Origin of the sequence: Inhella crocodyli, assembly GCF_004004565.1 — a bacterium.
GTDB lineage: Bacteria > Pseudomonadota > Gammaproteobacteria > Burkholderiales > Burkholderiaceae_C > Inhella > Inhella crocodyli.
In genome coordinates, this window is record NZ_SACM01000001.1 from 1,305,764 (window position 1) to 1,329,698 (window position 23,935).

At 69.9% G+C, this 23,935-nt stretch carries 22 protein-coding genes; 6 read left to right on the forward strand and 16 right to left on the reverse strand.

Features of this window, described 5'->3' with window-relative positions:
• Positions 1-4 precede the first annotated feature (4 nt).
• On the forward strand, positions 5-739 hold the full coding sequence (gene gpmA, locus EOD73_RS06060) for a 2,3-diphosphoglycerate-dependent phosphoglycerate mutase (RefSeq protein WP_127681802.1): 735 nt from the start codon (positions 5-7) through the stop codon (positions 737-739).
• On the opposite strand, the gene EOD73_RS06065 is transcribed toward gpmA, so the two are convergent.
• The 7 genes from EOD73_RS06065 to EOD73_RS06095 are packed head-to-tail and all read right to left on the reverse strand — an operon-like array spanning position 740 to position 6,150.
• The gene (locus tag EOD73_RS06065) at positions 740-1,477 is read right to left on the reverse strand and encodes a lysophospholipid acyltransferase family protein (RefSeq protein ID WP_240660612.1); all 738 of its coding nucleotides are present in this window, start codon (positions 1,475-1,477) and stop codon (positions 740-742) included.
• Complete coding sequence (locus tag EOD73_RS06070) at positions 1,474-2,754, reverse strand: dihydroorotase (RefSeq protein ID WP_127681805.1); 1,281 nt, start codon at positions 2,752-2,754, stop codon at positions 1,474-1,476. The genes EOD73_RS06065 and EOD73_RS06070 overlap by 4 nt, the downstream gene beginning before the upstream one ends.
• Complete coding sequence (locus EOD73_RS06075; protein ID WP_127681807.1) at positions 2,751-3,713, reverse strand: aspartate carbamoyltransferase catalytic subunit; 963 nt, start codon at positions 3,711-3,713, stop codon at positions 2,751-2,753. The genes EOD73_RS06070 and EOD73_RS06075 overlap by 4 nt, the downstream gene beginning before the upstream one ends.
• Positions 3,713-4,222 carry a bifunctional pyr operon transcriptional regulator/uracil phosphoribosyltransferase PyrR gene (gene pyrR, locus EOD73_RS06080; protein ID WP_127681809.1) on the reverse strand — a complete coding sequence of 170 codons (510 nt, stop codon included), beginning with the start codon at positions 4,220-4,222 and terminating at the stop codon, positions 3,713-3,715. Before pyrR ends, EOD73_RS06075 begins: the two co-directional genes overlap by 1 nt.
• Complete coding sequence (gene ruvX, locus EOD73_RS06085; RefSeq protein ID WP_127681811.1) at positions 4,219-4,614, reverse strand: Holliday junction resolvase RuvX; 396 nt, start codon at positions 4,612-4,614, stop codon at positions 4,219-4,221. Before ruvX ends, pyrR begins: the two co-directional genes overlap by 4 nt.
• Positions 4,611-5,189, reverse strand: a complete 579-nt coding sequence (locus EOD73_RS06090) for a YqgE/AlgH family protein (protein ID WP_127681813.1) — start codon at positions 5,187-5,189, stop codon at positions 4,611-4,613. Before EOD73_RS06090 ends, ruvX begins: the two co-directional genes overlap by 4 nt.
• Positions 5,190-5,199: 10 nt before the next feature.
• Positions 5,200-6,150: an RluA family pseudouridine synthase gene (locus EOD73_RS06095; protein ID WP_375137428.1), complete on the reverse strand. Its 951-nt coding sequence runs from the start codon at positions 6,148-6,150 to the stop codon at positions 5,200-5,202.
• A 632-nt stretch (positions 6,151-6,782) separates the two neighbouring features.
• On the opposite strand from EOD73_RS06095, the gene EOD73_RS06100 reads away from it, so the two are divergent.
• The 5 genes from EOD73_RS06100 to EOD73_RS06120 all read left to right on the forward strand — a co-directional run bounded on the left by EOD73_RS06100 (position 6,783) and on the right by EOD73_RS06120 (position 13,481).
• Positions 6,783-9,704: an Rne/Rng family ribonuclease gene (locus tag EOD73_RS06100; RefSeq protein WP_127681817.1), complete on the forward strand. Its 2,922-nt coding sequence runs from the start codon at positions 6,783-6,785 to the stop codon at positions 9,702-9,704.
• Positions 9,705-9,867: 163 nt separating this feature from the next.
• Complete coding sequence (locus EOD73_RS06105) at positions 9,868-10,716, forward strand: tetratricopeptide repeat protein (protein WP_127681820.1); 849 nt, start codon at positions 9,868-9,870, stop codon at positions 10,714-10,716.
• A gap of 118 nt (positions 10,717-10,834) precedes the next feature.
• Positions 10,835-11,233, forward strand: a complete 399-nt coding sequence (locus EOD73_RS06110; protein ID WP_127681822.1) for a GntR family transcriptional regulator — start codon at positions 10,835-10,837, stop codon at positions 11,231-11,233.
• A complete protein-coding gene (locus EOD73_RS06115; RefSeq protein WP_127681824.1) occupies positions 11,230-12,084 on the forward strand; it encodes an ATP-binding cassette domain-containing protein in 855 nt (284 codons plus the stop codon). Before EOD73_RS06110 ends, EOD73_RS06115 begins: the two co-directional genes overlap by 4 nt.
• Positions 12,081-13,481, forward strand: coding sequence for a hypothetical protein (locus EOD73_RS06120; protein ID WP_127681826.1), 1,401 nt, complete (start codon positions 12,081-12,083; stop codon positions 13,479-13,481). The genes EOD73_RS06115 and EOD73_RS06120 overlap by 4 nt, the downstream gene beginning before the upstream one ends.
• 12 nt (positions 13,482-13,493) lie before the next feature.
• Here the strand turns inward: EOD73_RS06120 and gtfA are convergent, their stop codons facing one another.
• The 9 genes from gtfA to recO all read right to left on the reverse strand — a co-directional run bounded on the left by gtfA (position 13,494) and on the right by recO (position 23,800).
• Entirely contained in the window at positions 13,494-14,951 is a 1,458-nt protein-coding gene (gene gtfA / locus EOD73_RS06125; RefSeq protein ID WP_127681828.1) for a sucrose phosphorylase, read from the reverse strand.
• Positions 14,948-16,258, reverse strand: a complete 1,311-nt coding sequence (locus EOD73_RS06130; protein ID WP_127681830.1) for an MFS transporter — start codon at positions 16,256-16,258, stop codon at positions 14,948-14,950. Before EOD73_RS06130 ends, gtfA begins: the two co-directional genes overlap by 4 nt.
• The gene (locus tag EOD73_RS06135; RefSeq protein ID WP_127681833.1) at positions 16,255-17,184 is read right to left on the reverse strand and encodes a PfkB family carbohydrate kinase; all 930 of its coding nucleotides are present in this window, start codon (positions 17,182-17,184) and stop codon (positions 16,255-16,257) included. The genes EOD73_RS06130 and EOD73_RS06135 overlap by 4 nt, the downstream gene beginning before the upstream one ends.
• A gap of 7 nt (positions 17,185-17,191) precedes the next feature.
• A complete protein-coding gene (locus tag EOD73_RS06140) occupies positions 17,192-19,531 on the reverse strand; it encodes a TonB-dependent receptor domain-containing protein (RefSeq protein ID WP_127681835.1) in 2,340 nt (779 codons plus the stop codon).
• A gap of 235 nt (positions 19,532-19,766) precedes the next feature.
• Positions 19,767-20,813, reverse strand: coding sequence for a LacI family DNA-binding transcriptional regulator (locus EOD73_RS06145; RefSeq protein ID WP_240660613.1), 1,047 nt, complete (start codon positions 20,811-20,813; stop codon positions 19,767-19,769).
• Between the two features lie 2 nt (positions 20,814-20,815).
• Positions 20,816-21,889 carry a beta-N-acetylhexosaminidase gene (gene nagZ / locus EOD73_RS06150; protein WP_127681837.1) on the reverse strand — a complete coding sequence of 358 codons (1,074 nt, stop codon included), beginning with the start codon at positions 21,887-21,889 and terminating at the stop codon, positions 20,816-20,818.
• The gene (acpS, locus tag EOD73_RS06155) at positions 21,890-22,291 is read right to left on the reverse strand and encodes a holo-ACP synthase (RefSeq protein ID WP_127681839.1); all 402 of its coding nucleotides are present in this window, start codon (positions 22,289-22,291) and stop codon (positions 21,890-21,892) included. It lies immediately after the preceding gene.
• A complete protein-coding gene (locus tag EOD73_RS06160) occupies positions 22,284-23,060 on the reverse strand; it encodes a pyridoxine 5'-phosphate synthase (RefSeq protein ID WP_127681841.1) in 777 nt (258 codons plus the stop codon). Before EOD73_RS06160 ends, acpS begins: the two co-directional genes overlap by 8 nt.
• Complete coding sequence (recO, locus tag EOD73_RS06165) at positions 23,057-23,800, reverse strand: DNA repair protein RecO (protein WP_127681843.1); 744 nt, start codon at positions 23,798-23,800, stop codon at positions 23,057-23,059. The genes EOD73_RS06160 and recO overlap by 4 nt, the downstream gene beginning before the upstream one ends.
• Positions 23,801-23,935: the final 135 nt, after the last annotated feature.

A 23,935-nucleotide genomic window follows, 5' to 3' on the forward strand; every position in this document is an offset into this window, starting at 1 on the left:
CACCATGTACAAGCTCGTTCTGCTCCGCCACGGCGAATCCACCTGGAACCTGGAAAACCGCTTCACCGGCTGGACCGACGTGCCCCTGACGGCCACGGGCGTGGCGCAAGCGCAGGCCGCGGGCCGACTGCTCAAGGCCGAGGGCTACGACTTCGACGTGGCCTACACCTCGGTGCTGAGCCGCGCCATCTGGACCCTGTGGCACTGCCTGGACGGCATGGAGCGCACCTGGCTGCCGGTGAAGCACCACTGGCGCCTGAACGAGCGCCACTACGGCGCCCTGCAGGGCCTGAACAAGAGCGACATGGCCAAGCAGTACGGCGACGAGCAGGTGCTGGTTTGGCGCCGCAGCTACGACACGCCGCCGCCGGCCCTGGAAGCCAACGACCCCCGCACCGAGCGGGGCGACCGCCGCTACGCCGGCGTGGACGTGCCGCTGACCGAGTGCCTGAAAGACACCGTGGCCCGCGTGCTGCCGCACTGGGAAGGCGAAATCGCCCCGGCGATCAAGGCCGGCCAACGCGTGCTGATCGCCGCGCACGGCAACTCCATCCGCGCGCTGGTCAAGCACCTGGACGGCATCGCCGACGACGCCATCGTGGGCGTGAACATCCCCAACGGCGTGCCGCTGGTCTACGAGCTCGACGCCAACCTGAAGCCCATCAAGAGCTACTACTTGGGTGACGCCGAGGCCATCGCCGCGGCCGCGGCGGCCGTGGCGAACCAGGGCAAAAAGTAATCAGTCGGCCAGGGCGGCCTGGACGCGCTCGCGCGCCAGGTCGGCCAGCGCCCGACGGTCCATCGCCTGGGTGTCGATGGCGGGCAGGATCGTGAGGTCGGCCGCCAAGTCGGGGGCGCTGACGATGCGCCACACCGACTGCAGCAGGCTCGTCTCGCCCACGTAGGCCGCCGCGCTGGCGAAGCGCTCGCCCGGGCGGTGGTAGCGCAGCGCCAGCGGCAGCAGCGGCGCGTCCACACTGACGGCCGACTGCAGCAGGTTGGCGTGAAAGGGCAGCAAGGTCGGTCCCTCGCCGGTCGTGCCCTCGGGGAACACGGCGACGGTGTCGCCCACCTTCAGCGCTTCGGCGCAGTGGTGCACCACGCGCAGCGCGTCGCGCTTGCGCTCGCGCTCGATGAACAGGGTGCCGGCGGCGGCCACCATCCAGCCGATGAGGGGCCAGGCGCGCACGTCGGCTTTGGACACAAAGCGCGCCTGCGGCAAAGCCGCGTGCACGCAGGCGATGTCCAACCAGCTCACGTGGTTGGCCACGATGAGCGCCACCGGCGGCACCGTGCCTTGCTGGTGCACGGTCAGCCTCAAGCCCAGGGCCTTCAGCAAACCGGCGCTCCAGCGTTGGATGTGCCACTGCCGCCCCACCGCGTCTCGCCGCGGGAACAACAGGGCCAAAACCAGCAGGCCCTGCAGCACGTGCGCCAGCACGCGCAGCAAGCGCCAAGCGCCGCGCAGCGCGTTCACCCGTGCACGCGGCGGCCGCCCACCCAGGTGCCCAACACGCGGCCGGGCAGTTCCAGGCCGCTGCGCGCAAAGGCGAAGGGCGTGCACTTGCCCTTGCTGACGAGCGCCTCGGGCGTGACGCCCCAGCGCTGCGCCGGATCGAACAGCACCAAGTCGGCGGCGGCCCCTTCGGCCAGCCGGGCCTCGCGACCAGCGACTTGCGCGGCGCGTTGCGTGACCGGCGCCAACGCCTGCGACAGGCTCAATCCGGTCTGCTCGCCCCAATGCAAGGCCAGGCCCAGCAGCAACTCGACGGCAGTAGCGCCCGGCGCGGCTTCGGCGAAGGGCAGGACCTTCGAGTCGGCGTCGATGGGCGCGTGGTCGCTGACCAACGCGTCGACCGTGCCATCGGCCAGGGCAGCGCGCAGCGCGTCGCGGTCGCGCGCCTGGCGCAAGGGCGGCTCCAGGCGGGCGGCGCTGTCGAAGTGACCGATGTCCACGTCGGTGAGGTGCAGGGAGTGCACCGACACGTCGGCGGTGACGGCCAAGCCCTCGGCCTTGGCAGCGCGCAGCAAAGCCACGCCCGCCGCGCTGGAAACCCGCTGCAGGTGCACGCGCGCGCCGGTGGCGCGCATCAACTCGAACACCGTGTGCATGGCGATCGTCTCGGCCATGGCCGGCACGCCGGCAAGACCCAGGCGCGTGGCCAAAGGCCCGCTGCCGGCCACACCGCCGCCCAGGAACGCGTCCTTGGGGCGCAGCCAGACCGTGTGGCCGAAGCTGGCCGCGTACTGCAGCGCGCGCCACAGCACCGCCGTGTTGCGCACGGGCTGCTCGGCCTGCGACAGGCCCAGGCAGCCCGCTTCCACCAGGGCACCCATCTCGGCCAGGATCTCGCCGCCCAAGCCCCGCGTCAACGCGCCCAGGGGCAGCACGTGCGCCAGCGCGGCGCGTTCGCAGCGCCAGTGCAGCATGTCCACGAGGCCGGGCTCGTCCAGCACCGGGTCGGTGTCGGGCGGGCACACCAAGGTGGTCACGCCCCCGGCCGCGGCCGCGCGCAGCTCGGTTTCGATGCCGCCTTCCAACGAAGCGCCGCTGGCGCGCAAGCGGGCGTGCAAATCCACCAAGCCCGGGGCCAGCACCGCACCCTGGGCGTTGATCGTGTCGGTGGCGGCGAATCCCGCCGGTGCAGCGCCCACGCCCACGATGCGGCCATCGGCCACCGCCAGGTCGCCCACCCGGTCCAGACCGCTGGCCGGGTCGACCAAGCGCGCGTTTTGAATCAGAAGGTTGCTCATGCTTCGTTTCCTGCCAGGATGGCCATGACCGCCATGCGCACCGCGATGCCGAAGCTGACCTGCGGCAGGATCACGCTGTGCGCGCCGTCGGCCACGCGGGAGTCGATTTCCACGCCGCGGTTGATCGGGCCGGGGTGCATCACGATGCAGTCGGGCTTGGCCAGCGCCAGCCGCTCCTCGGTCAAGCCGTAGTGCTGGAAGTACTCGCCCGAACTGGGCAGCAGCGCCCCGCTCATGCGCTCGTTTTGCAGACGCAGGGTGATCACCACGTCCGCATCCTTGATGCCCTCTTCCAGGTCGTGGCACACGCGCACGCCCATCTCCCGCAGGTCGCCGGGCACCAGGGTCTTGGGGCCGACGGCACGAATGTCGGGCACGCCCAGGATGCTCAGCGCATGGATGTCGGAGCGGGCCACGCGGCTGTGCACGATGTCGCCCACGATGGCCACGGACAGCTGCGTGAAGTCGCGCTTGTAGTGGCGGATCGTGTACATGTCGAGCAGGCCCTGCGTCGGGTGCGAGTGCCGCCCGTCGCCCGCGTTCACCACGTGCACGTGCGGCGCGCAGTGCTGGGCGATCAGGTAGGGCGCACCGCTTTCGCTGTGCCGCACCACGAACATGTCGGCGTGCATGGCGCTCAGGTTGGCCACCGTGTCGAGCAAGGTTTCGCCCTTGGCGGTGGAGCTGCGCGCGATGTCGAGGTTCAGCACGTCGGCGCTCAGGCGCTTGGCGGCGATCTCGAAGGTGGTGCGCGTGCGCGTACTGTTCTCGAAGAACAGGTTGAACACCGACTTGCCGCGCAGCAGTGGCACTTTCTTCACGTCGCGGTCGCTGACCGAGACGAAGGTGCTGGCAGTGTCCAGGATGTGCGTCAGCACGGCCTGCGGCAGGCCCTCGATGGAGAGCAGGTGGATGAGCTCGCCGTGCTTGTTGAGTTGGGGGTGGCGTTTGCTGAGCATCAGACGGTCTCCACGTCCAGGGTGAAGGCGTCGCCCTCGCGACGCAGGTGCAGGCGTTGGTTGGCCGCCAGGCTGATGCGGGCGGCGGCGAGGTCGGCCGCGATGGGCAGCTCGCGCCCGTTGCGGTCCACCAGCACGGCCAGGCCCACGCGGGCCGGGCGGCCGAAGTCGTACAGCTCGTTGATCACGGCGCGCGTGGTGCGGCCGGTCCACAGCACGTCGTCCACCAGCAGCACGGGGGCGCCGTCGATGGACTCCGTCAGCTTGGTCGCGTCGGCCGTGGCCGACAGGCCGCGGGCCCCGAAGTCGTCGCGGTGCAAGCGGCTGCTGATCACACCCGGGCTGCCGCTGCGACCCAGGTCGCGGTGCAGGCGCTCGGCCAACCAGGCGCCGCCGCTCCAGATGCCCACCAGCTGGGCGCCCACCCACTCGGGGCGGCTCAACAAGGCGCGGGTCTGCGCCAGCAGCTCCGCGTACAGGGTTTCGGCGTCCAAGGCCAAGGCGCTCATGGCGAACTCTCTCGGTAAAACTGGTCCAGGATCAGGGCGGCCGCGGTGGCGTCCACGTCACGCGCGCCCATCGCTTCGGCCTCCACGCTGGTGTAGCGCTCGTCGACCTCGAACACCGGCTTGTGGAAGCGACCGCGCAGGGAGGCGGCGAACTTGGTGGCCGCCGCCGTCATGGCGTGGGGCACACCGTCGGGATGGCGGGGCACGCCCACCACCAGGGCGTCGGGTTGCCATTGGATGAGCAAGCGCTCGATGGCCGGGAACACGGCCTTGCCCGGCTCGTTCAGCGTCGTCAGCGGCCGGGCCCCGGCCAGGCGCGCACCCGTGGCCACGCCCACGCGGCGCAGCCCGAAATCGAAGGCCAGCGCCGCTTGCACGTCTTCAGGCTTCAAGCGTGACCCGCCTCTTGGCTGAGCATGCGCGGGTCGATGCCCAGCAGCGCCAGCGCGCGCTCGTAGCGCTGCTCCACCGGCGTGTCGAAGATCAACTCCGGCCGGGCATCCACGGTGAGCCAGCCGTTGCGGCCGATCTCTTCCTCCAGCTGACCCGCCGACCACCCGCTGTAGCCCAGGGTGACGAGCAGCTTGCGCGGCCCCGCCCCGTGGCTGAGCGCTTCGAGCACGTCGCGGCTGGTGGTCATCTCCAAGCCGCCGGGAATCGGCAGGCTGGCGTTGTAGTGGCCGCCCTCTTCGTTGAGCCGCTCGTGCAGCACGAAGCCGCGTTCGGTCTGCACCGGGCCGCCGAAGAACACCGGGGCGCCCTGCAGGTCGTCGCGGTTGAGTTGGAGATCGACCTTCTCGAACAGGCCGTTCAGGTCCAGGTCGATGGGCTTGTTGATGACCAGCCCCAGCGCGCCTTTGTCGTTGTGCTCGCACAGGTAAACCACGGCGCCGGCAAAGGTGTCGTCGGCCATGCCGGGCATGGCGATGAGGAACTGGTTGGTGAGGTCCATCGAGGCCTTGGGCATGGCCCCGATTCTAGGTGGGGGGGGTGCCGGGCGACGCCAGGGCTAGGCACTCGGCCGGCAATGCAGCCTCGCAAACCACCTCGGCCCCGGTCACCGGATGTGCGAACACCAGGCGGCGGGCATGAAGAAACATGCGCTCGAAGCGCCGGGGGCCGCGGGCGAGGTCGCGGTTCTTCGCAAAGTCGCCGTACTTCGGGTCGCCCACGATCGCGTGCCCGGCTTCGGCCAGGTGCACGCGGATTTGGTGCGTGCGGCCGGTCTTGATGGTCACGTCCAGCAGGCTGGCCCAGCCCAGGCGCTGCGCCACCTTCACCAAGGTGATGGAGCGCTTGGCCTGCTCGGCCGCCGGATCGTGCGAGGTGGTGACCTGGCGCACCCGGCGCTCGCCGTCGGCGTCCAGGTACTTGTGCAGGGCCACGTCGATGACCTTGAGCTTCTCGGGCCAGTCGCCCCACACCAGGGCGGCGTAGGTCTTGCCGGTGGAGCGCCCGCGGAACTGGTCTTGCAGGTGAGTGAGCGCTGACCGCTTCTTGGCCAGCACCAGCACCCCGCTGGTCTCCTTGTCCAGGCGGTGCACCAATTCCAAGAACTTGGCCTGGGGCCGGGCGCGGCGCAATTGCTCGATGACGCCAAAGCTCACGCCCGAGCCGCCGTGCACGGCCACGCCGGCGGGCTTGTCGATGACAAGCAGGTGCTCGTCCTCGAACAGCACGGGGAACTCGCGCGGCGGCGCGGCGGGGGCGGTGTCGGCGGCGCGCTCGGGCAGGCGCACCGGGGGGATGCGCACCACGTCGCCCAGGTTCACGCGGGTGTCGGCCTGGGCGCGGCCCTTGTTGACCCGCACCTCGCCGGCCCGGATGACCCGGTAGACATGGGTCTTGGGCACGCCCTTGAGTTCGCGCAGCAGGAAGTTGTCCAGGCGCTGGCCGTCGCTGCCTTCGTCCACGGTGACGTGTCGCACCGCAGCATTTGGGGTTTGGCCGGAGGGCGGACGGGCCGTTGCCTTGGGTTTGGCTTCTATAATGCGGCCTGTCATTGGTGTTGTAAGTCGTTGATCTTCAAGATTTTATGCGCCGACACCCTTGGCACCCGTGATGCCACGACCCGCCAACGACGCAGGCCGCACCCCCAGGTGGTGCGCGCGGCGACGGCGGCGGGTTGGTTGTGCAGTGTGAATGAACCGCGCCAGGCCGCTCGTGATTGGACACAGCGACCGGGCAACCCGAACAAGGTTTTCTGCGCACTTGACGCCCACCCCGGTGGCAAGTGCGCCTCGCGCTCCAAGCGCAAGCTCCGCGTCATGTCGCTACCCCTCCCCGCTACGGCCTGCAGCCGCCGCCCCGACCACGCCGCCCGCTCGACGCGGCGTTGGGCCGGGCGTTGCCGCTGGGCGGTGCCGGGAGATGCGTCGGCTTGGCCGAGTGGCTTGTCCTTGGGCGCCCGTGCCAACGTGCTCCCGGCCAGCCCACAAAGCTGAGCCTCCTGCACCCAGGGCGATTCCTTTCCCTTCGGTTCACTCCACCGCACGGCGTCGTTTGCCGCTGGCCCTGAGGCCGGTGGCGGCCCCGTTGTGAGTACAAGGAGAAACCGACGATGAAGCGCATGCTCATCAATGCGACGCAGCCCGAAGAGCGTCGCTTGGCCGTGGTCGATGGCCAGAAGCTGATCGACTTTGAAACCGAAATCGAAGGGCGCGAACAGCGCAAGGGCAACATCTACAAAGCGGTCGTCACCCGCGTGGAGCCCAGCCTCGAAGCCTGCTTCGTCGACTACGGCGAAGACCGCCACGGCTTCCTGCCGTTCAAAGAAATCGCCAAGTCCTACTTCAAGGAAGGCGTTTCGGCCCGCGACGCCAAGATCCAGGACGTCATCCACAACGGCCAAGAACTGTTGGTGCAGGTCGAGAAGGAAGAGCGCGGCAACAAGGGCGCCGCCCTGACCACCTTCATCAGCCTGGCCGGCCGCTACGTGGTGCTGATGCCCAACAACCCGCGCGGCGGTGGCGTGAGCCGCCGCATCGAGGGCGAAGACCGCGAAGAGCTCAAGGAAAACCTCGAGAGCCTCGAGTACCCCAAGGGCATGAGCCTGATCGCCCGCACGGCCGGCATCGGCCGCTCGGCCCCTGAACTGCAGTGGGACCTGAACTACCTGCTCAAGCTCTGGACGGCCATCGACGAGGCCGCCAAGGGCGGCAAGGGCGCTTACCTGATCTACCAGGAAAGCAGCCTGGTCATCCGCGCCATCCGCGACTACTTCCACGCGGACATCGGCGAGATCCTGATCGACACCGACGACATCTACGAGCAGGCCAAGCAGTTCATGGCCCACGTGATGCCGGAGACGGCCAACCGCGTGAAGCGCTACCGCGACGACGCGGCGCTGTTCAGCCGCTTCCAGATCGAGCACCAGATCGAAACGGCCTTCAGCCGCACGGTGAACCTGCCCTCGGGCGGCGCCATCGTGATCGACCACACCGAGGCCCTGGTGTCGGTGGACGTGAACTCGGCCCGCGCCACGCGCGGCAGCGACATCGAGGAAACCGCCACCCGCACCAACCTCGAAGCCGCCGATGAGATTGCCCGCCAGTGCCGCTTGCGCGACCTGGGCGGCCTGATCGTCGTCGACTTCATCGACATGGAAGAGGGCAAGAACCGCCGCGAGGTGGAGACCCGCCTGCGCGACGCCCTGCGCCACGACCGCGCCCGCGTGCAGTTCTCGTCCATCAGCAAGTTCGGCCTGCTCGAACTGAGCCGCCAGCGCCTGCGCCCGGCGCTGAGCGAAGGCAGCCACATCACCTGCCCGCGCTGCAACGGCACCGGCCACATCCGCGACACCGAAAGCTCCGCGCTGCAGATCCTGCGCATGGTGCAAGAGGAGTCGATGAAGGACAACACCGCCGCCGTGCACGTGCAAGTGCCGGTGGAAGTGACCTCCTTCCTGCTCAACGAAAAGCGCGCCGAGATCAGCAAGATCGAGCTCAAGCAGCGCGTCAACGTGCTGCTGATCCCCAACCCGCACCTGCAAACCCCGAACTACAAGCTGGAACGCCTGCGCCACGACGACCCGCGTCTGGACGCCTTCAAGGCCAGCTACACCATGATCGAGGAGCCGGCCGACGAGGTGGGCATCACCCGCCGTGAGAAGGCCAAGCCGCGCCAAGAGCCGCTGATCAAGGGCGTGCTGCCTGACCAGCCGGCCCCGGCCGCCCCCGTGGCTGCCCCGGCCCCCGCCCCCGTGGCGGCTGCCCCGGCTCCTGCCGCCCCCGCGGCGGCGCCGGCCGCCGGTGGTGGCTTCTTCGGCTGGATCAAGAAGCTCTTCGGTGGCGCGCCCGACCTGGTGCCGCCCGTGGCCGCACCGGCCGCGACCGACAGCAAGCCGACCGACGCCAAGCCGGGCGAACGCCGTCCGCGTGGCGAACGCGGTGAGCGCGGTGAACGTGGCGAAGGCCGCCGCGATGGCCGTGGTGACGGTCGCCGTGGCGAGCGCAACGACGGCCGCCGCCGCGACGGCAAGCCCGAAGGCCAACGCGACGGCCAGCGCGCCGAGCGCCCGGAACGCGCCGAGCGGAGCGACAAGCGCGAGCCCCGCGCTGAGATCGCCGCCGACGGCGAGCAACGCCCACAAGGCGAAGGCCGTGGCGACCGCGGTCCGCGTGGCGAGCGCGGCCCCCGCCGCGAACGCGGTGAGCGCGCTCCGCGCCGGGAGCACAGCGAGGACCAAGCCGCCCAAGCCCAAGAGCTGATGGCAGCGGACGCCGCGCCGGCCGACCTGCACGCCGCGCCGCCGGCCTTCGTGGCCGACGCCGCCGTGGACGCCAACGAGCGCATCGAGCCGCTGCACGGCGAGCCGACCAGCAACTCGCTGGCCGAAGAGAAGCAAGGCCGCCGCCGCCGCCGCCGCCGTGGCGGTCGGGGGGGTGAAGGCCAAGAAGGCGACACCGGGGCCGACGAAGCCCAAGGCCAAGACGCCGCCGAGCCGGTGAGCGACGCGGCCGCCAGCGACGCCGTGGCCGCGCCCGCGGCCGCGGTGGACGCCGAGGCCGACGACCAAGGCGAAGGCCACTCGCAAGAGGAAGGCCGTCGCCGCCGCCGTCGCGGCCCCCGCCGTGAACGCGGGGCCGACGAGGCCGTGCCGGTGGACGGTGCCGAGGCCACGGTCGCGGCCACCGAGGCGGCGCCCCAGCAATTGGCCCTGAGCGAGGCCCCGGCCGACGCCCTGGTGCCGCCTCAAGCGGCTGAGCCGATCGTGGTCGCGACGAGCGAAGCCCCGGCGGCACCGGCGCCCTTTGTGCTGCCGCTGACCGACCTGCAACAACTGGCGCAAGGCGCTGGCTTGAACTGGGTGCACTCCGACGCCGACAAGGTGGCCGCGGCGCAAGCCGCCATCGCCGCCGAGCCCAAGCCGGTGCGCGTGCCACGCGAGCGTCCGCCCGTCGTGCAACTGGACGAAGGCCCGTTGGTGCTGGTCGAAACCAAGAAGGACCTGTCGCAGGTCAAGCTGCCCTTCGACCAGTAAGCTCCGCCGTCCCTGACGGCACCCAGGCACCCAGGCACCCAGGCACCCAGGTCCCCGGGCCCCAAGGCCGCCGCCCCCGCACCCCGGGGCCGGCGGCCTTGTTGCTTTTGGAGTCCGTCCCATCGGGCGCCCTACCATCGGCGCCCCAAGGAGAAGTCGCCCCATGCCGCCCACCCTGCTCCACCGCACGCCTGCCCTGGCCCTGTTCATCGCGCTGCTACTGGCCCTGAGCCTGGGCATGGCCCGCGCCGACACCAAGGCCGACATCGAGGCCGACCTGCGCGAGGGCCGCTACACCCAAGCCGACCAGCGCCTGCAAGCGGTGCGGCAGAAGCACCCGGACAACGCCCTGGCCGCCTACTGGCACGCCCAGGTGCTGCACAAACTCGCCCGCGATGACGAGGCCCGCGCGGCCCTGCAGCGGGCGGTCCAACTCGACCCGAGCCTGGCCTTTGCCGCGCAGAAGGCCACCCTGAACACGCTCGCCGCGCAGTTGCGGGTGCCTTTGGCGGCCTCGGTCGCCGGGGCCGCCCGCGGCGACGATGCCACCGTGACGGCCGCCCCCGTTCCCGACGCCCCGCGTGCCGCTACCCCGCCTGCCCGCAGCGGCTCGGTCTGGCCCTGGGCCTTGGGCCTGGGCGCCCTGGGGTGGCTGCTGTGGCGCTGGTCGCGCCGCCGCGCCGCCGAGGCCTCGCAAGCGTTCGCCCAGCGCCAAACGTCGGCGCAGGGCTACCAGCAAGCGACTTGGCAGGGCCACCCAGCGCCGGCACCGGCCGGCGTCTCGGGGCTGGGCGCCGCCGCCATCGGCGTGGGCGCGGCCCTGGCCACCGGGGCGGTGCTGGCCGCGGTGAGCCACGGATCGCACGACCACGACGACGGCACCGGCCACTTGGGCGGCGGGGGCGACGACGGCCGCGGCGACGCCAGCCCGGACTTCGACCTGGGCGGCAGCGGCGGCGACTTCGACGGCGGGGGCGACTTCGGCGGCGACAGCGGCGGCGCTTTCGACTGACGCGCCACCCTCCCCCGGCTTCACGCCGCCACGCCCCACGGGCTGGCGGCGTTTTGCTTTTGGTCCCCTCGTTCATGGGTTGGCTTTGTGTATTGTTCAAGTAATACACTAATGCACCATGTTCGACATCCAGCCCAGCAGCCCCACGCCGATCTACCGCCAGGTGATCGACCAAGTGCGCCGCCTCGTTGCGGGCGGCCAGCTGCGGGCGTGTGACGAGCTGCCCAGCGTGCGCAGCGTGGCCGAACGCCACGCCATCAACCCCATGACCGTGAGCAAGGCCTACAGCCTGCTGGAAGCCGAAGGCCTGCTCACCCGCCGCCGTGGGGTGGGCATGGCGGTGGCCGAGGGCGCGCGCCCTGCCCACCCCCCTTCCGACCGCTTGGCCTTGCTGCAGCCTGCGCTGGACGCCGCCGCGCAACAGGCCGCGCAACTGGGCCTGCCGCGCGAGACCGTCTTGCAGGCCTTTGACACGGCGCTGCGCGCCCTCCTCACCGACCCCAAGTCCACCCCATGACCGCCGCCATCGACATCCAACACCTGAGCCTCCGCCGCAGCCTGGGCTGGCGCAAACCTGAGGTGAACGTCTTGAACGACCTGTGCCTGCGCGTGCCGGAAGGCGCCGTGGTGGGCCTCGTCGGCCGAAACGGCGCGGGCAAGACGAGCTTGATCCGATGCCTGGTGGGTTTGGAACTGCCCAGCGCGGGCACGAGCCGCCTGCTGGGCGAAGACAGCCGCACCTTGAGCGCCGACACCCTGGAGCGCCTGGGCTACGGGCCGCAGTCGCCCGAGCTGCTGGGCTGGCTGGACGGCCACGCGCACCTGCGCAAGTTCGCCACCGGTTACCGGCGCTACGACGTGGAGCGGGCCCACCGCATCGCCCGCCAGCTGGACCTGCCCATGCACACCGCGGCGGCGAAGCTGTCGCTGGGCGACCAGCAAAAGCTGTCGGTGCTCTTGGCGCTGGCGCACGACCCGAACCTCTTGATCTTGGACGAGCCGGTGGCCAGCCTGGACCCCTTGGCGCGGCGCGAGTTCATGCGTGCCTTGTTCGCCGAGCACGACGACGGTGAACGCGCCCGCACGGTGCTGCTGTCCAGCCATTTGCTGAGCGACTTGTCGCGCGTGGTGAGCCACGTGGCCTTCTTGCACGAGGGGCGCGTGCAGCTGTTCGGGGCCTGGGACGAGTTGTCGGAGCACCTGCGGGCATGGCCCTGCCCCACGCAGCCGGAACCGGGTCTGGCCGGGCTGGTGCACTGGAGCGCGGCCTTGCGGCAGGCGGTGGTGGACGTGCGGCAGTGGGCGGGACCCACGAGCGAGTTGCAGGCCATGGACATGGACGGACTGTTCGAGGCCTTGAACGCATGAGCGGCGATCTCGTGCGGGCCCGATCGGCGTCGGTTGCGGACGCGCTCGGCGATGACTTTTGGGCGTGGTGGCGCACCGCCATGGTTGCGGGCTTGTTGGCCATGCTGGCGGCGCTGCTGGCCATGGGCACGCTGGCGCCATCCGACGCCACCTGGTACTTGGAAGCCCTGCTCTTCACCGTCGCGTGGCTCTTGGGGACCTGTGCCACGGTGGTGGCGTATGTGGCCGCGCTGCGATGCCGGCGCTGGGGCTCGGTGCACCGCGAACGTCGTCTGCCGGTCACGCAGATTCGCCAGCGCTGGGACGCTGTGGGGTACTTGGTGATGGCCACCGTGGTTTGGGTCGCGTTGGCCCTGTGGGCCGTAACCGCAGCCGCTTACCCCAACCGAAACGGGCTCTCCACCGCGTCACCTTGGATCGTGGCCGTGTTGGTGGCCGCGAGTACCGCCGGCTTGGTGGCGAAGGCTGGCCAAAGCCTTAGTAGCCAGGCGCTGTCAGCGGCGCTCATGGTGACCATCTACTTGGGGCTTGGTCCGCTCCTGCGCGAGTGGCAAAACATCCCTGGGTCGGCCTTGAGCGCCGCCGCGATTGCCGCCATCGGATTGCTGCTTTGGTCTTTTTGGCAACAGCCCAATGCCAGTCGCGTCAAGGTGGCAGGCCGCACCTGGGCCAGCCTGTGGAAGGACCGCGCCGCCGCACCGCGGTCAGCGTGGTCCGCGTGGGCGACCCACCACAGCGGCGCCTTCTTCACGATGGCGCCGATGGTGGCCATGTCGTCGACCCATCTCGCCAAGGTCTACATCGAAGGCCAGTCCCAGCCGTCCCCCATCATGCTTTGGTTGGGCTATCAGCTCTCTGTGTTTTTCATCCTGGCCTTCATGTGGCAGACCCCAGAGCACCACTGGCGCATCCGACTGTCGCCCCTTGCTGCTCGTCAACGAAGCAGGCTCGCGCTGCGACTGTGGCGTGCGCACTGCATGCGCGCTCTGCCCCTCCTTGCCTTTCTGCCGGTGCTGACCAGCCCTTGGATGCTGTCTTGGCCCTATGCCGTCAGCGAAACACAGGCCATGCTCCACGCCGTCAGGGCCTTGCCGTGGTTGATCGCCAACGGCGCACTGCTGATGGCCGCGGTCACCCTCTGGGTGGGTGTTCGGCGCGCGCAACTCGGGTGGGACTTGCTTCCATTTGCAGCATGGCTCGTGTTGATGTGGAAGGGGATGGAAACCATTGGCACGGAGGAAGCCCAACGGCTCTCTTGGGCGGGCCGATGGGACGTGCTGGCCGGTCTCGTGGCAGCAACAGCGTTGCTGTTGGCCCTGGCGTGCTGGGCTTGGTCCCGCGGCAGCTTGACGGGCATGGAGCGCTGGGGCGCAATAGGACGGCACGCCAAGCGCTGAACGGATCGACGTTCAAGCCCCTGTCAAGCCACTCCCTCGCAGCGCCATCGTCCGCGCCGCCAAGTCGGCCTCCAACACGATCTCGTCCCCCGACTCGGTCGACCATCGCAGGTGCAGCTGGTGCGCGCCACTGGGCAGCACCTCGAAGCGCCCGTTGAACGCCGGGTGGGTGTTGCGCAGGCGGATCAGCTCGAACAGGCGCTGCACCACGGAGCGCAGCGAGGCCGAGGCGATTTCGGCCGGCGTGTAGTGGTGGCGGTTGATGTCGCGGCCCACGCGGCTGCGGGCCAGCAGGTCCATGTCGTTCTCGCCGGCCAGCAGGCCGACGTAGTAGACCTGGGGCACGCCGGGCAGGAAGAACTGGATGGCGCGGCCCAGCAGGTAGGCCTCGTCGTCGCGGCCCAGGGCGTCGTAGAAGGTGCAGTTGACCTGGTACAGGTCGAGGTTGCTGGCCGCCGCGCCCGTGGCCTGGCGGCTTTGGCCTTGGCTGTTGGCGTGGATGCGCTCGACCAAGGCGTCCAGTTCGGCCGGGGGCACGAGGCCGGGCTTGCCGGCGCGGTCGCTGGCGTCGGCGCCGATGTCGATGATGCCGATGCCGTCGTGCGTGTCCAGCACCGTCAGGCTGTTGGCCGGGCGGATGCCGATCCAGCGCTTCAAGGGCTCGGCCGTGCCGTTGAACAGGGCGTGCAGCACCAGCGGTGGCAGGGCGAAGTCGTACACCCAGTCGACCTGCGCGGCGATTTCAATTTGGCGCTGGTAGTAGCTGTGGATCTCGACCAGCACCTCGATGCCCAGCGCACGCGCTTCGGCCGCGAAAGCGGCGATGAAGTCGAAGGTGTCAGGCTCCATGAAGCAGCTGCTGCCGGCCTTCTTGAGCGCGTAGCCCACGGCGTCAAGCCGGACCATGCGGATGCCGGCATCGGCAAAGCGCTGCAGGATGCTGCTGAGGTAGGCCTTGCCCTGCGGGTGGGTGACGTCGATGTCGAGCTGCTGCGGGGTGAAGGTGGTCCACAGCAGCTCGCGGCGGTCGGCCACGGGATAGGGCGTGAACGGCAGGCCGGGGCGCGGGCGGTAGATGCCGAGCAGGTCTTTCTCGCGCGCGCCGTGCGGAAACACGGTGTCCATGCGCAGGAACAGGCCGGCGTAGGGGCTGGCGTCGCCTCTAGCCTGGTAGTCCAGGAACTGCGGGCTCTGGCTGCTCATGTGGTTGACGATGACGTCGCCCATGACGTCGACGGTCTGCGTCAATGCTTTGACGTCGTCCCAGTCGCCCAAGCGGTGGTCGACGCTGAGGTGGTCGATGGGGTCGAAGCCGGCGTCGGCGCCATCGATCGGGTGGAAAAACGGCAGCAGGTGAACGCCGCCGAACAGGCCCTTCAAGCTGCCGTCGCGCAGCAAGGTGTGCAGGGCCCGAAGGTCGCCGCCCCCCAGGCGGTCGACGTAGGTGATGAGCTGGACTTGGTTCTTCATGCGGACTTCTCCACCGGCTCGGCCTTGACGAAGCACACGGCCACGGCGGCGCAAGCCAGCAGCACGCCGGCCAGGCGGATGACGTTCTCGGGCCGGCCGCCGAGCAGGGGTTCGTAGACGAGGGGCAGCGTGACCATCTGGATCAGCATGGGGATCACGATGAACATGTTGAAGATGCCCATGTAGACCCCGGCCCGCTCGGGCGGGATGCTGCCGGCCAGCAGCACGTAGGGATTGCCCATGATGGACGCCCAGGCCAGGCCGATGCCGACCATGGGCAGGAAGAGCCAGGCCTTGTCGCGGATGCCGGGCAGCGCCCACATCGCCGCCGCTGCCGCGGCCAGGCAGAAGGCGTGCACCCACTTGGCGCCCAGGCGCCGCGTGAAGGGCACCATGGCGAAGGCGGCGACGAAGGCAATGGCGTTGTAGAAGCCGCCGATCTGGCCGTTGGTCAGCACGGCCTCGACGAAGCCGGGGCTCTTGGGGTCGGTCGTGCCGTACACGCTGCTGGCCAGGCTGGGCACGATGTAGATCCAGTAGCACATCATTCCGTACCACTGGAACAGCGCCATCCACCACAGGCGGCGCATGGTGGCGGGCATGGTTTGGATGGCGTCCACGATCTCGGCCAGCGTCGCGCCCACGCCCCGGGGCTTGGCGGCGAGCGCGGCGCGCTCCTCGTCGCTCAGCGGCAGCTCCGGCACCTGTTTGATGGAGTAGTACACCGTGGTGAACGACAGCAAAGCGCCCACCATGAAGGCGGTGGTGACGACCAGCGGGATGCCGTTGGCGCCCAAGGTGTCCTTGCTCATGCCCAGCCACACCAGCGCGCTGGGCGCGAGGTAGGCCATGGTTTGCGCCAGCCCGGTGAAGGCCGATTGCGTGAGGAACCCGGGGGCGTGCTGCTCGGGCCGCAGGCGGTCGCTGACGTAGGCGCGGTAGGGCTCCATGGTCACGTTGTTGGCCGCGTCCAAGATCCACAGCAGCGAGGCGGCGAACCACAGCGCCGGGCTGAACGGCATGGCCAACAGCCCCAAGGAACACAGCAGCGCGCCGAACAGGAAGTACGGCGTGCGGCGGCCCCAGCGGTGCGTGGTGCGGTCGCTCATGGCGCCGATCAAGGGCTGCACCAACAGCCCGGTGACAGGCCCGGCCAGCCACAGCAGGGGCAGGTTCTTGCCCTCGGCGCCCAGCATTTGGTAGATCGGGCTCATGTTGGCCTGCTGCAGGCCAAAGCTGAACTGAATGCCGAAGAAGCCGACGTTCATGTTCAAGATCTGCCACGGGGACAGGAGCGGTTTGCTCATGGGGCGCCTTCCGGGCGGCTGGGCAAGGCGGCCAGGGCCGCTTGCCAAGGGGGATAGAAAGAAGCCGGGTCTGACGGGGACGCGCCGGCTTGGCCGCAGAGTGCGGCCGCAAAACGGTTGGCCAGGGCCAGGGCGGGTGCCCAGGCCTTGCCTTGCAAGTGGGCAGCCAGCAGGCAGGCGCTGAAGGCGTCGCCGGCACCTACGGTGTCCACGAGATGGGGCACGGGCACGCCCGGCCCTTCGGCAAGCAAAGCGCCCTGCGGCCCGAAGCTGGCATAGCCCTCGGGGCCGCGGGTGACTATCAAGCGCTGAAGCCGGTAGCTGACCATCAGCGCGGCCACATCGGCCGCACCCGACCAGCGCAGCACGGTGTCCAGTTCTTCGTCGTTGACCTTGACCCAATCGGCCATGGCCAGGGTGTCGAGCGCGAGCTGGTCGCCCACGCCCTCGCGCAGGTTCAGGTCCAGGTAGCGCAGGGCACCCGGGCGGCCGGCCACGCGGCGGATGGCCTCGCGGCCGACCGGGTGGCGCTGGGCGAGCGAGCCGAAGTAGACGAGGGCCGGAGGCGCGGCGTCCACCGCGCGCAGCGCCAGGTCGGCGTCGATGAAATCCCAGGCCACGTTGGGTTGGATGACGAAGCGGTGGGCGCTGCCGGTCATCACCACGTCCACCGTGCCCGTGGGGTGCTGCGCGTCGAACTGCAGGCCGTCGGGTCGCAGGCCGGCCCCCACCACCGCCGCCAGCACCTGCGCGCCGGCTTCGTCGGCCGGGTTGATCCGGCTGACGAGCAGGGGTTCGCACCCCAGTGCATGCAGGTGGCGGGCGGCGTTGAGCGGCGCCCCGGCCGCCACCGGCCCGGAGGGCAGGCGGTCGACCAGGGCCTCGCCCAACAGCGCCAGCACGGGCGCGTTGGCGGAGGCGGTCATGCCAGGCTCAGAAGCTGTACTTCAGCGTGGCTTTGGCCGTGCGGCCGTTGAGCGCGCGGGCGATGTACAGCGGGTTGTCGACCAAGTTGCCCTGGCCCTCGGCTTCCGTGTAGGCCAGCTTGTTGAACGCGTTGTTCAGGCTGAGCGACAGCGAGAGCTGCGGCGTGATTTGCCAGTTGGCGTAGGGGTTGACGACGAAGTACGCGGGCAGCACGACCTGGTTGTCGTTCTGCGCGTAGCTCTTGGTGGTGCCCACGATCGCGGCGCCGAAGTCCCACGCGCCCATCGCAACGCTGGGGTTGATTTGGTACACCAGCGTGGCCTGACGGCGCGGCGTCTTGCCGTTGGTGGCGCCCGGCGTCGTGATGCGCGCGTGCGTCCAGGTGGCACCACCGGTGACGGTGAAGGGGCCCGAGCTCCAGCTCACCTCGGCCTCCAGACCGCGCGAGCGGTAGCTGTCCTTCAGGTAGCTGCGGGTGGTGACTTCGAAGCCGCCGTCTTCCTTGGTCTTGGCGTCGAACAGGGTGAAGAAGCCGTTCCAGTCGCCGCTGCGCAGCTTCACGCCGGCTTCCAGTTGCTTCAGCTCGTTGATCGGGTAGGCCTGGGTGCCACCGGCCACGGCGCCATCCCAAATCACGCGGTCGGGGCTGGCCCAGCTGGAGCCCTTGCTGTAGCGGGCGAAGGTGGCCAGGTCCTTGTCCACCGCGTAGTTGCCGCCCACCGAGTACGAGGTGGACGAGGTGCGGTAGTTGACCTTGGTGCGGCCGGCTTGGTCCCAGCCGGTGAAGGCGCCGCCGGCGCCCGGCGTGTTGTCGAACTGCTGCCAGCCGGTGGCACGCTGGCTGTCGCGGCGCACGCTGGCGTCGATGGACATCGGGCCGGCGTCGTAGGTCAGGGCCAGGAACGGGGCCTTGGCCGTCAGGTCGACATCGATGGCCCGCACGCAGCAGCCACCCCAGGTGGTGGTGGCGTTGCCGACCGGCAGGCTGGTGGGGTTGCCGGCGTTGTCGAGGAGGCGGGCGCCCTCGCCCTTGAGCTCGACGTTGTAGCGGTTCCAGTACCAGGTCTGGGCCACGGACTGCTGGCCCCAGAACAGGCCACCGGTGGTCGTCAGCTTGGCGCCGCCGCCCAGGTCGACGACCTTGGCCAGGCGGGTTTCGCTGAAGGTGTTGCCCATGTCGTCCAAGGAGGTGTTGAACACGTGCATGGAGAACACGGGCGTGCTGCCGGTGTAGCGGTCGGCGCCGTTGCCGGCGGCGGTGGGGGCAGAGCCGGCCGGGAAGGCGCCGATGAAGCGGCCGCTGATGTCGCTGGTGCGGAACTTTTGGTTCAGGGTGAAGCCCTGGCCAACGTCGGCCTGCACCTCCACGCCAAAGGACTTGTTCTTCACCGACAGGCCGTCGCCGGGGTTGGTGAGCACGGCGTTGCCGTTGCGGTCGAACACGCGGTCCTGGGCGAAATTGCTGTTGATGAAGAAGGCGGTGCGCGGGTCGATGCCGGCAATCTGCTGGATGTTGTTGCCACTCAAGCGGACCGGCACCGGCAGGTAGGTCGGGGTGCTGTCATCCAGGGACTTGGCGCTGAAGCGCACGTAGCCCCCCTGGAAGCTCTGGGTCAGGTTCAGGCGCAGTTGGCCGCCGTTCTCCAGGCTGACGTCGCTGGGGCGGGCGCCCTCGCCCACGCGGTGGTAGCCGCCAACCTGGTAGCGCAGGCTGTCGGTGATCTTGCCGCCGGCGTCGAAGTCCAGCCGGGTTTGGCGGTGGTCCAGGCCCATGGTCAGGCCAACGCTGCCGCCCTGCTGGCGGCCGGTCTTGCTCAGGAAGTTGACGATGCCCGCGGGCGAGTTGGTGGCCGTGGTGCTGGCCGAACCGCCGCGCACGACCTGCACCGACTCGGTCATGCCGTCGGCGCGCAGAAATTGGTCGGCCGTGGCGAAGGAGACGTCACCGACGAGCAGGATGGGCAGGCCGTCTTCTTGCAACTGCAGGTAGCGCGAGCCGCCGGCGCTGATGGGCGCGCCGCGCACCGTCATGTTGGCGTTGCCCTCGCCGCCGCTGCTTTCGGCGCGCAGGCCGGGCACGCTGCGCAGCACCTCGGCGGCGCTGGCGGCGCCCGTCTTGGCGATGCTGTCGGCGCTCAAGGTGGACACGGACACCGACTGCAGCATCTTGCTGCGGCCGGTGGTGGTGCCGGTGACGACGACCTTGTCCAACTGCAGCGAGGCTTTCTCTTCTTTGGTCTCGGGGGCGTCGGCGGTGCTTTGCGCCTGCACGGCCGAGGCCGACAGGGCCAGGCCGATCAGCAGCGACAAGGGGTGACGACGGGGGGCGAAGGGGGCGGTTTTCATGTGGGTCTCCGGGGCGGGCTGCACGCTGGGCCCTGCTCGTCAGGCCGGCCAGCGTTGCGGTTCGGGGCTGTGTCGTCAACCGGCCTCGGGCGCCGCGCTTTTGCACGGGCGCCTCGGGCAGGCACATGGGTCCAACTGTCGGCCTGTGTTCAGGCTCTGGGCCGCATTGTGACCGCAATGCAATCGATTGCATTAGGGGAAACGCGAATCTTGTTCGTTCCGGTGGCGACCGGTTTCAGGCGTCGGGGGCTTGGGTCGAGCGCCGCGCCACCAGGTGCACGGGCAGCGTGAAAGCGGCAGGGGCCTGCCCGTCCAGCAGCGCAAGCAGGCGCTCGACCAGGACGCGACCGGCCTCGGGCACCGGCTGGTGCACGGAACTCACCGGGGGGTTGGAGAGGCTGGCGATGGGCATGTCGTCGAACCCCACCACCGCCACGTCCTGCGGCACGCGCAAGCCGCGCGCGCGCAGCACTTGGATGGCGGTCAGCGCCAGCAAGTCGGAGCAGGCTTGGACGGCATCGACCGGCAGGCCCTGGTTCAGCACCTCACCGAGTTGTTGGGCGGCCGTGAGCGTGTCGAAGGGCACCGCCAGCAAGTGCTGGGGCGACGGACTGAGGCCGGCCTCGGCCAAGGCCTCGCGGTGCCCGCGCAGGCGCTGCTCCACCTCGGGCAGCTCGGGGTCGCCCATGAACAAGATGCGCGAACGCCCCTGCGCCAGCAGGTGCTGGGTGGCCAGGCGCCCGCCCATGACGTTGTCGCCGCCCACACTGGCGTAGCGCTGGGCGGCGCCCATGTCGGCCCCCCAAACGATCAATGGCAGCCCGCTGTCGGCCATGGCGTTGAGCCGCTCGTGCTGGTGCCATTGGCCGATGAGCACCAGGCCCTTGGCGCGACCGCCGCGCACCAACTCGCCAATCCGCTCGATCTGGGCGGCGTCGATGCGGGTGAGCAGCATGTCGAAGTCGCGCCGCACCAGCTCGTCGGCCAGCGCGCCGATCATGCCGAGGAAGAAGGGGTCGCTGAGTTGCTGGTGCCGCTCCCCCTCAAAGGGCACGACCACCGCGATCGTTTGGTTCAGGCCCAAGCGCAGGTTGCGCGCGCCCAGGTTGACTTGGTAGTGGTGTTCGCGCGCCAGGGCCTGGATTCGGCGGCGGGTCTCCACGTTGATGAGCGGGCTGTCCGCCAGCGCGCGCGACACCGTGGCCTTGCTCACGCCGGCCAACTTAGCCAGGTCGGCCATCTGCAGGCGCTTGCCCTCGGGTTTGGCGGGGCCGTCTTCCATGGTCAGGCCGGCAGCTGTTCGAGCGCCGCGTGGTAGCTGGGGTCGGCCATGAGCTCGTCCCAGGTGAGCGGTGCGGCCTGCGGCAGCAGGGCCAGGCGACGGTGCTCGCTGTCGTCGTCGGGTGTCCACAGGCCGCTGGCGTGCGCCGCCTGCAGCCCCCCCAACAAGTCGTCAAGCGCCGCCCCACCGTTGATGGGCGACTCGTTGCACAGCAGCACCAGGTCGCAGCCGGCCTGCAAGGCGGCCACCGCCGCTTCCGCGGGCGACACGCGCTGGCCATCGATCTCGCGCGCCCCGGCCATGGACAGGTCGTCGGAAAAGATCGCGCCGTGGAAACGCAGGCGTTCGCGCAGGATGTCCTGCAGCCACACCTTGGAAAAGCCAGCGGGCCGGCTGCACACCTTGGGGTAGACCACGTGCGCCGGCATGACCGCGCCCATCACCCCCCCCAACCACCCGTAAGGCGCGGCGTCGTCGGCCAAGATGGCCTTGAGGCTGCGCTTGTCCACCGGGATGGCGTGGTGGCTGTCGGCCTCCACGTGGCCATGCCCCGGGAAGTGCTTGCCGCAGCCCTGCATGCCCCCGCGCAGCAGGCCGTGCATGAGGCTCTTGGCCAGCAGGGCCACCACCCGCGGGTCGCGGTGGAAGGCGCGGTTGCCGATGACGGCACTGCGCCCGTAATCCAGGTCCAGCACCGGCGTGAAGCTGAAGTCCACGCCACAGGCCCGCAACTCCAACGCCAGCACTTCGCCGCACGCGCTGGCGGCGGCGGTGGCCTTCATGGCGTCTTCCATCCACAACTCGCCCAGCACCCGCATCGCCGGCAAGTGCGTGAAACCGTCGCGGGCGAAGCGCTGCACCCGACCGCCTTCGTGGTCGATGGCGATGAGCACGTCGGGCCGGATGGCCTTGATCTCGGCCGTCAGCGCCGTGATCTGGGCGCGGCTTTCGCAGTTGCGGGCGAACAAGATCACGCCGCCGGTGAGGGGGTGCTTCAGGCGATGGCGATCGGCGCTGTCCAGCGTGGTGCCCGCGATGTCGAGCACCAGGGGCGCATGGGGGGTGGCTTCGAGCACTCAGTTCTCCTTTTGCAGCAGCACCGTGGCACTGGCCAGGGTGCGTTCGTCGCTGACGCTGACCAGCGCGCGCCAGCCCCGCATCTTCATCAGTTCTGCCAGCGCGCCGTGCCAGTGCCACTCGGGTTGCCCCGCCTCGTTGGGCAGCAATTCACAGGCTTGAAAGCCCATGGGCGGTCGCATGCCCGTGCCCAGGGCCTTGGCCAGGGCCTCTTTGGCGGCAAAGCGCGTGGCCAAGAAGGCCGCGCCCCGCGCGGGGGCCCGGGCCCGCCGGGCGGCAAACAGCACCAGCTCTTGCGGGCCCAGCACCTTTTCGGCGAACCGATCGCCATGGCGCGCCAAGGCCTCGGCCATGCGCGAGATCTCGCACAGGTCGGTGCCCAAACCCACCACCTCAGGCATAGGCGGCTTGGATGGCGCGCAGGTAGCCGCGCACCGTCTCGGTGTAGCCCGCCTCGAGCGCGTCGGCCACCAGGGCGTGGCCGATCGAGACCTCTTGCACGCCAGGGACAGCGCGCAAGAAATCGGTGAGGTTGCGCTGGTTCAGGTCGTGGCCCGCGTTCAACCCGAGCCCCACCTGGAGCGCCGCCTGCGCAGCCGCGGCGTAGCGCTGGAGTTGGGCGCCCTGGTCGGCGCCACCGTGCGCGGCGGCGTAGGGCTCGGTGTAGAGCTCCACGCGGTCGGCACCGAGCGACGCGGCATGGGCCATCGCCTCTGGCAGCGGGTCCATGAAGAGGCTGACGCGCACGCCCAGGGCCTTGCACTCCGCGATCAAGGGGCGCAAGCGCTCGCCATCGGCGGCCAAGTCCCAGCCGTGGTCGCTGGTCGACTGCTCGACGCTGTCGGGCACGAAGGTGGCCTGGTGCGGGCGCGTGGCGCGCACCAGTTCCATCAGGTTGTGCGTGGGGTTGCCCTCGATGTTGAACTCGGCCTGGGGCCAGGCTTTCAGCAGCGCGGCCAGCTCGTGCACGTCGTGTGCGCGGATGTGGCGCTCGTCGGGCCGCGGGTGCACGGTGATGCCCTGGGCCCCGGCCAGCAAGCAGGTCTCTGCCGCCTTCACCACGCTGGGGATGCCCAGGTGCCGCGTGTTGCGCAGCAGGGCCACCTTGTTGACGTTGACCGACAGGGCGCAGCGCGCATCGTGGGCGAAGGGGGCAAGCAAAGGGTTCATGTCGAGAGCAGGTCGTGCGCCTGGTGCAGCACCGCGCGGCTGCGCAGCGGCTGGTGGCCCAAATGGTAGTGGAGCACCCCCCGCAACGCCGCCTTCAACGCGCTGCGCTCCCCGCTGCCGGTCAGGGCGCTGGCCCGCTGCGCCAGCGAGCCGCGCAGCGCCAGCCACAGCGCGCCGCTCACCCCCTCGTCGCTGCCCACCAGCCCCAGTTCGGGCGACAGGGCATAACGGCGGGCGGGTTGCACGCTTTGCTGGGTCACGGAGTCGGCGTCCAGGGCGGGGAGCCAACCGAGCTCGTCCAGCAAGCCCAGTTCAAACGCGCGCAACCAAGGCTCGGCGGCCTGCCCGGGTCGGGCCAAGGCCTGCAGGGTCTCGGCATAAGCGTCCCAAAGCAGCGGGTGGGCTTGCGAGCGCACCAACAGGCGCATCAGCAGTTCGTTGACGTAGTAGCCCGCCAGCAAGGCGCCGCCCGCCGGCATGGGGTGCTCGGCCCCCCACTCGGCATGGCGCAGGTTGTGGATGTCGGCCGCTTCGTCGGCCTTGGCCTTGGCCAGTTGCAGGTGCAGGCGCTGCATCGGCAGCAGAACGGCACGCAGTTGCGACGTCGGCCGCTTCGCGCCCTTGGCCACCACCGCCAAGCGCCCAAGCTCGCGCGTGAACACGTCCAGCACCAGGCTGGACTCGCTCCAGTCGTAAGCGTGCAGGACGAAGGCGTGGAGGCCGGGGGATTTGGAGACCATCACATGCTTTGTACAGGTGCCAGGGACGGCGGGGCCAGAGGCCGTCGCGAGCGGTAGCAGGGAGGGCGCGCCGCCGTACACCGGTACGACGAGTACCGAAGGCCCGCCCTGCGGCCGCGCCGCAGGCCGTTGCCG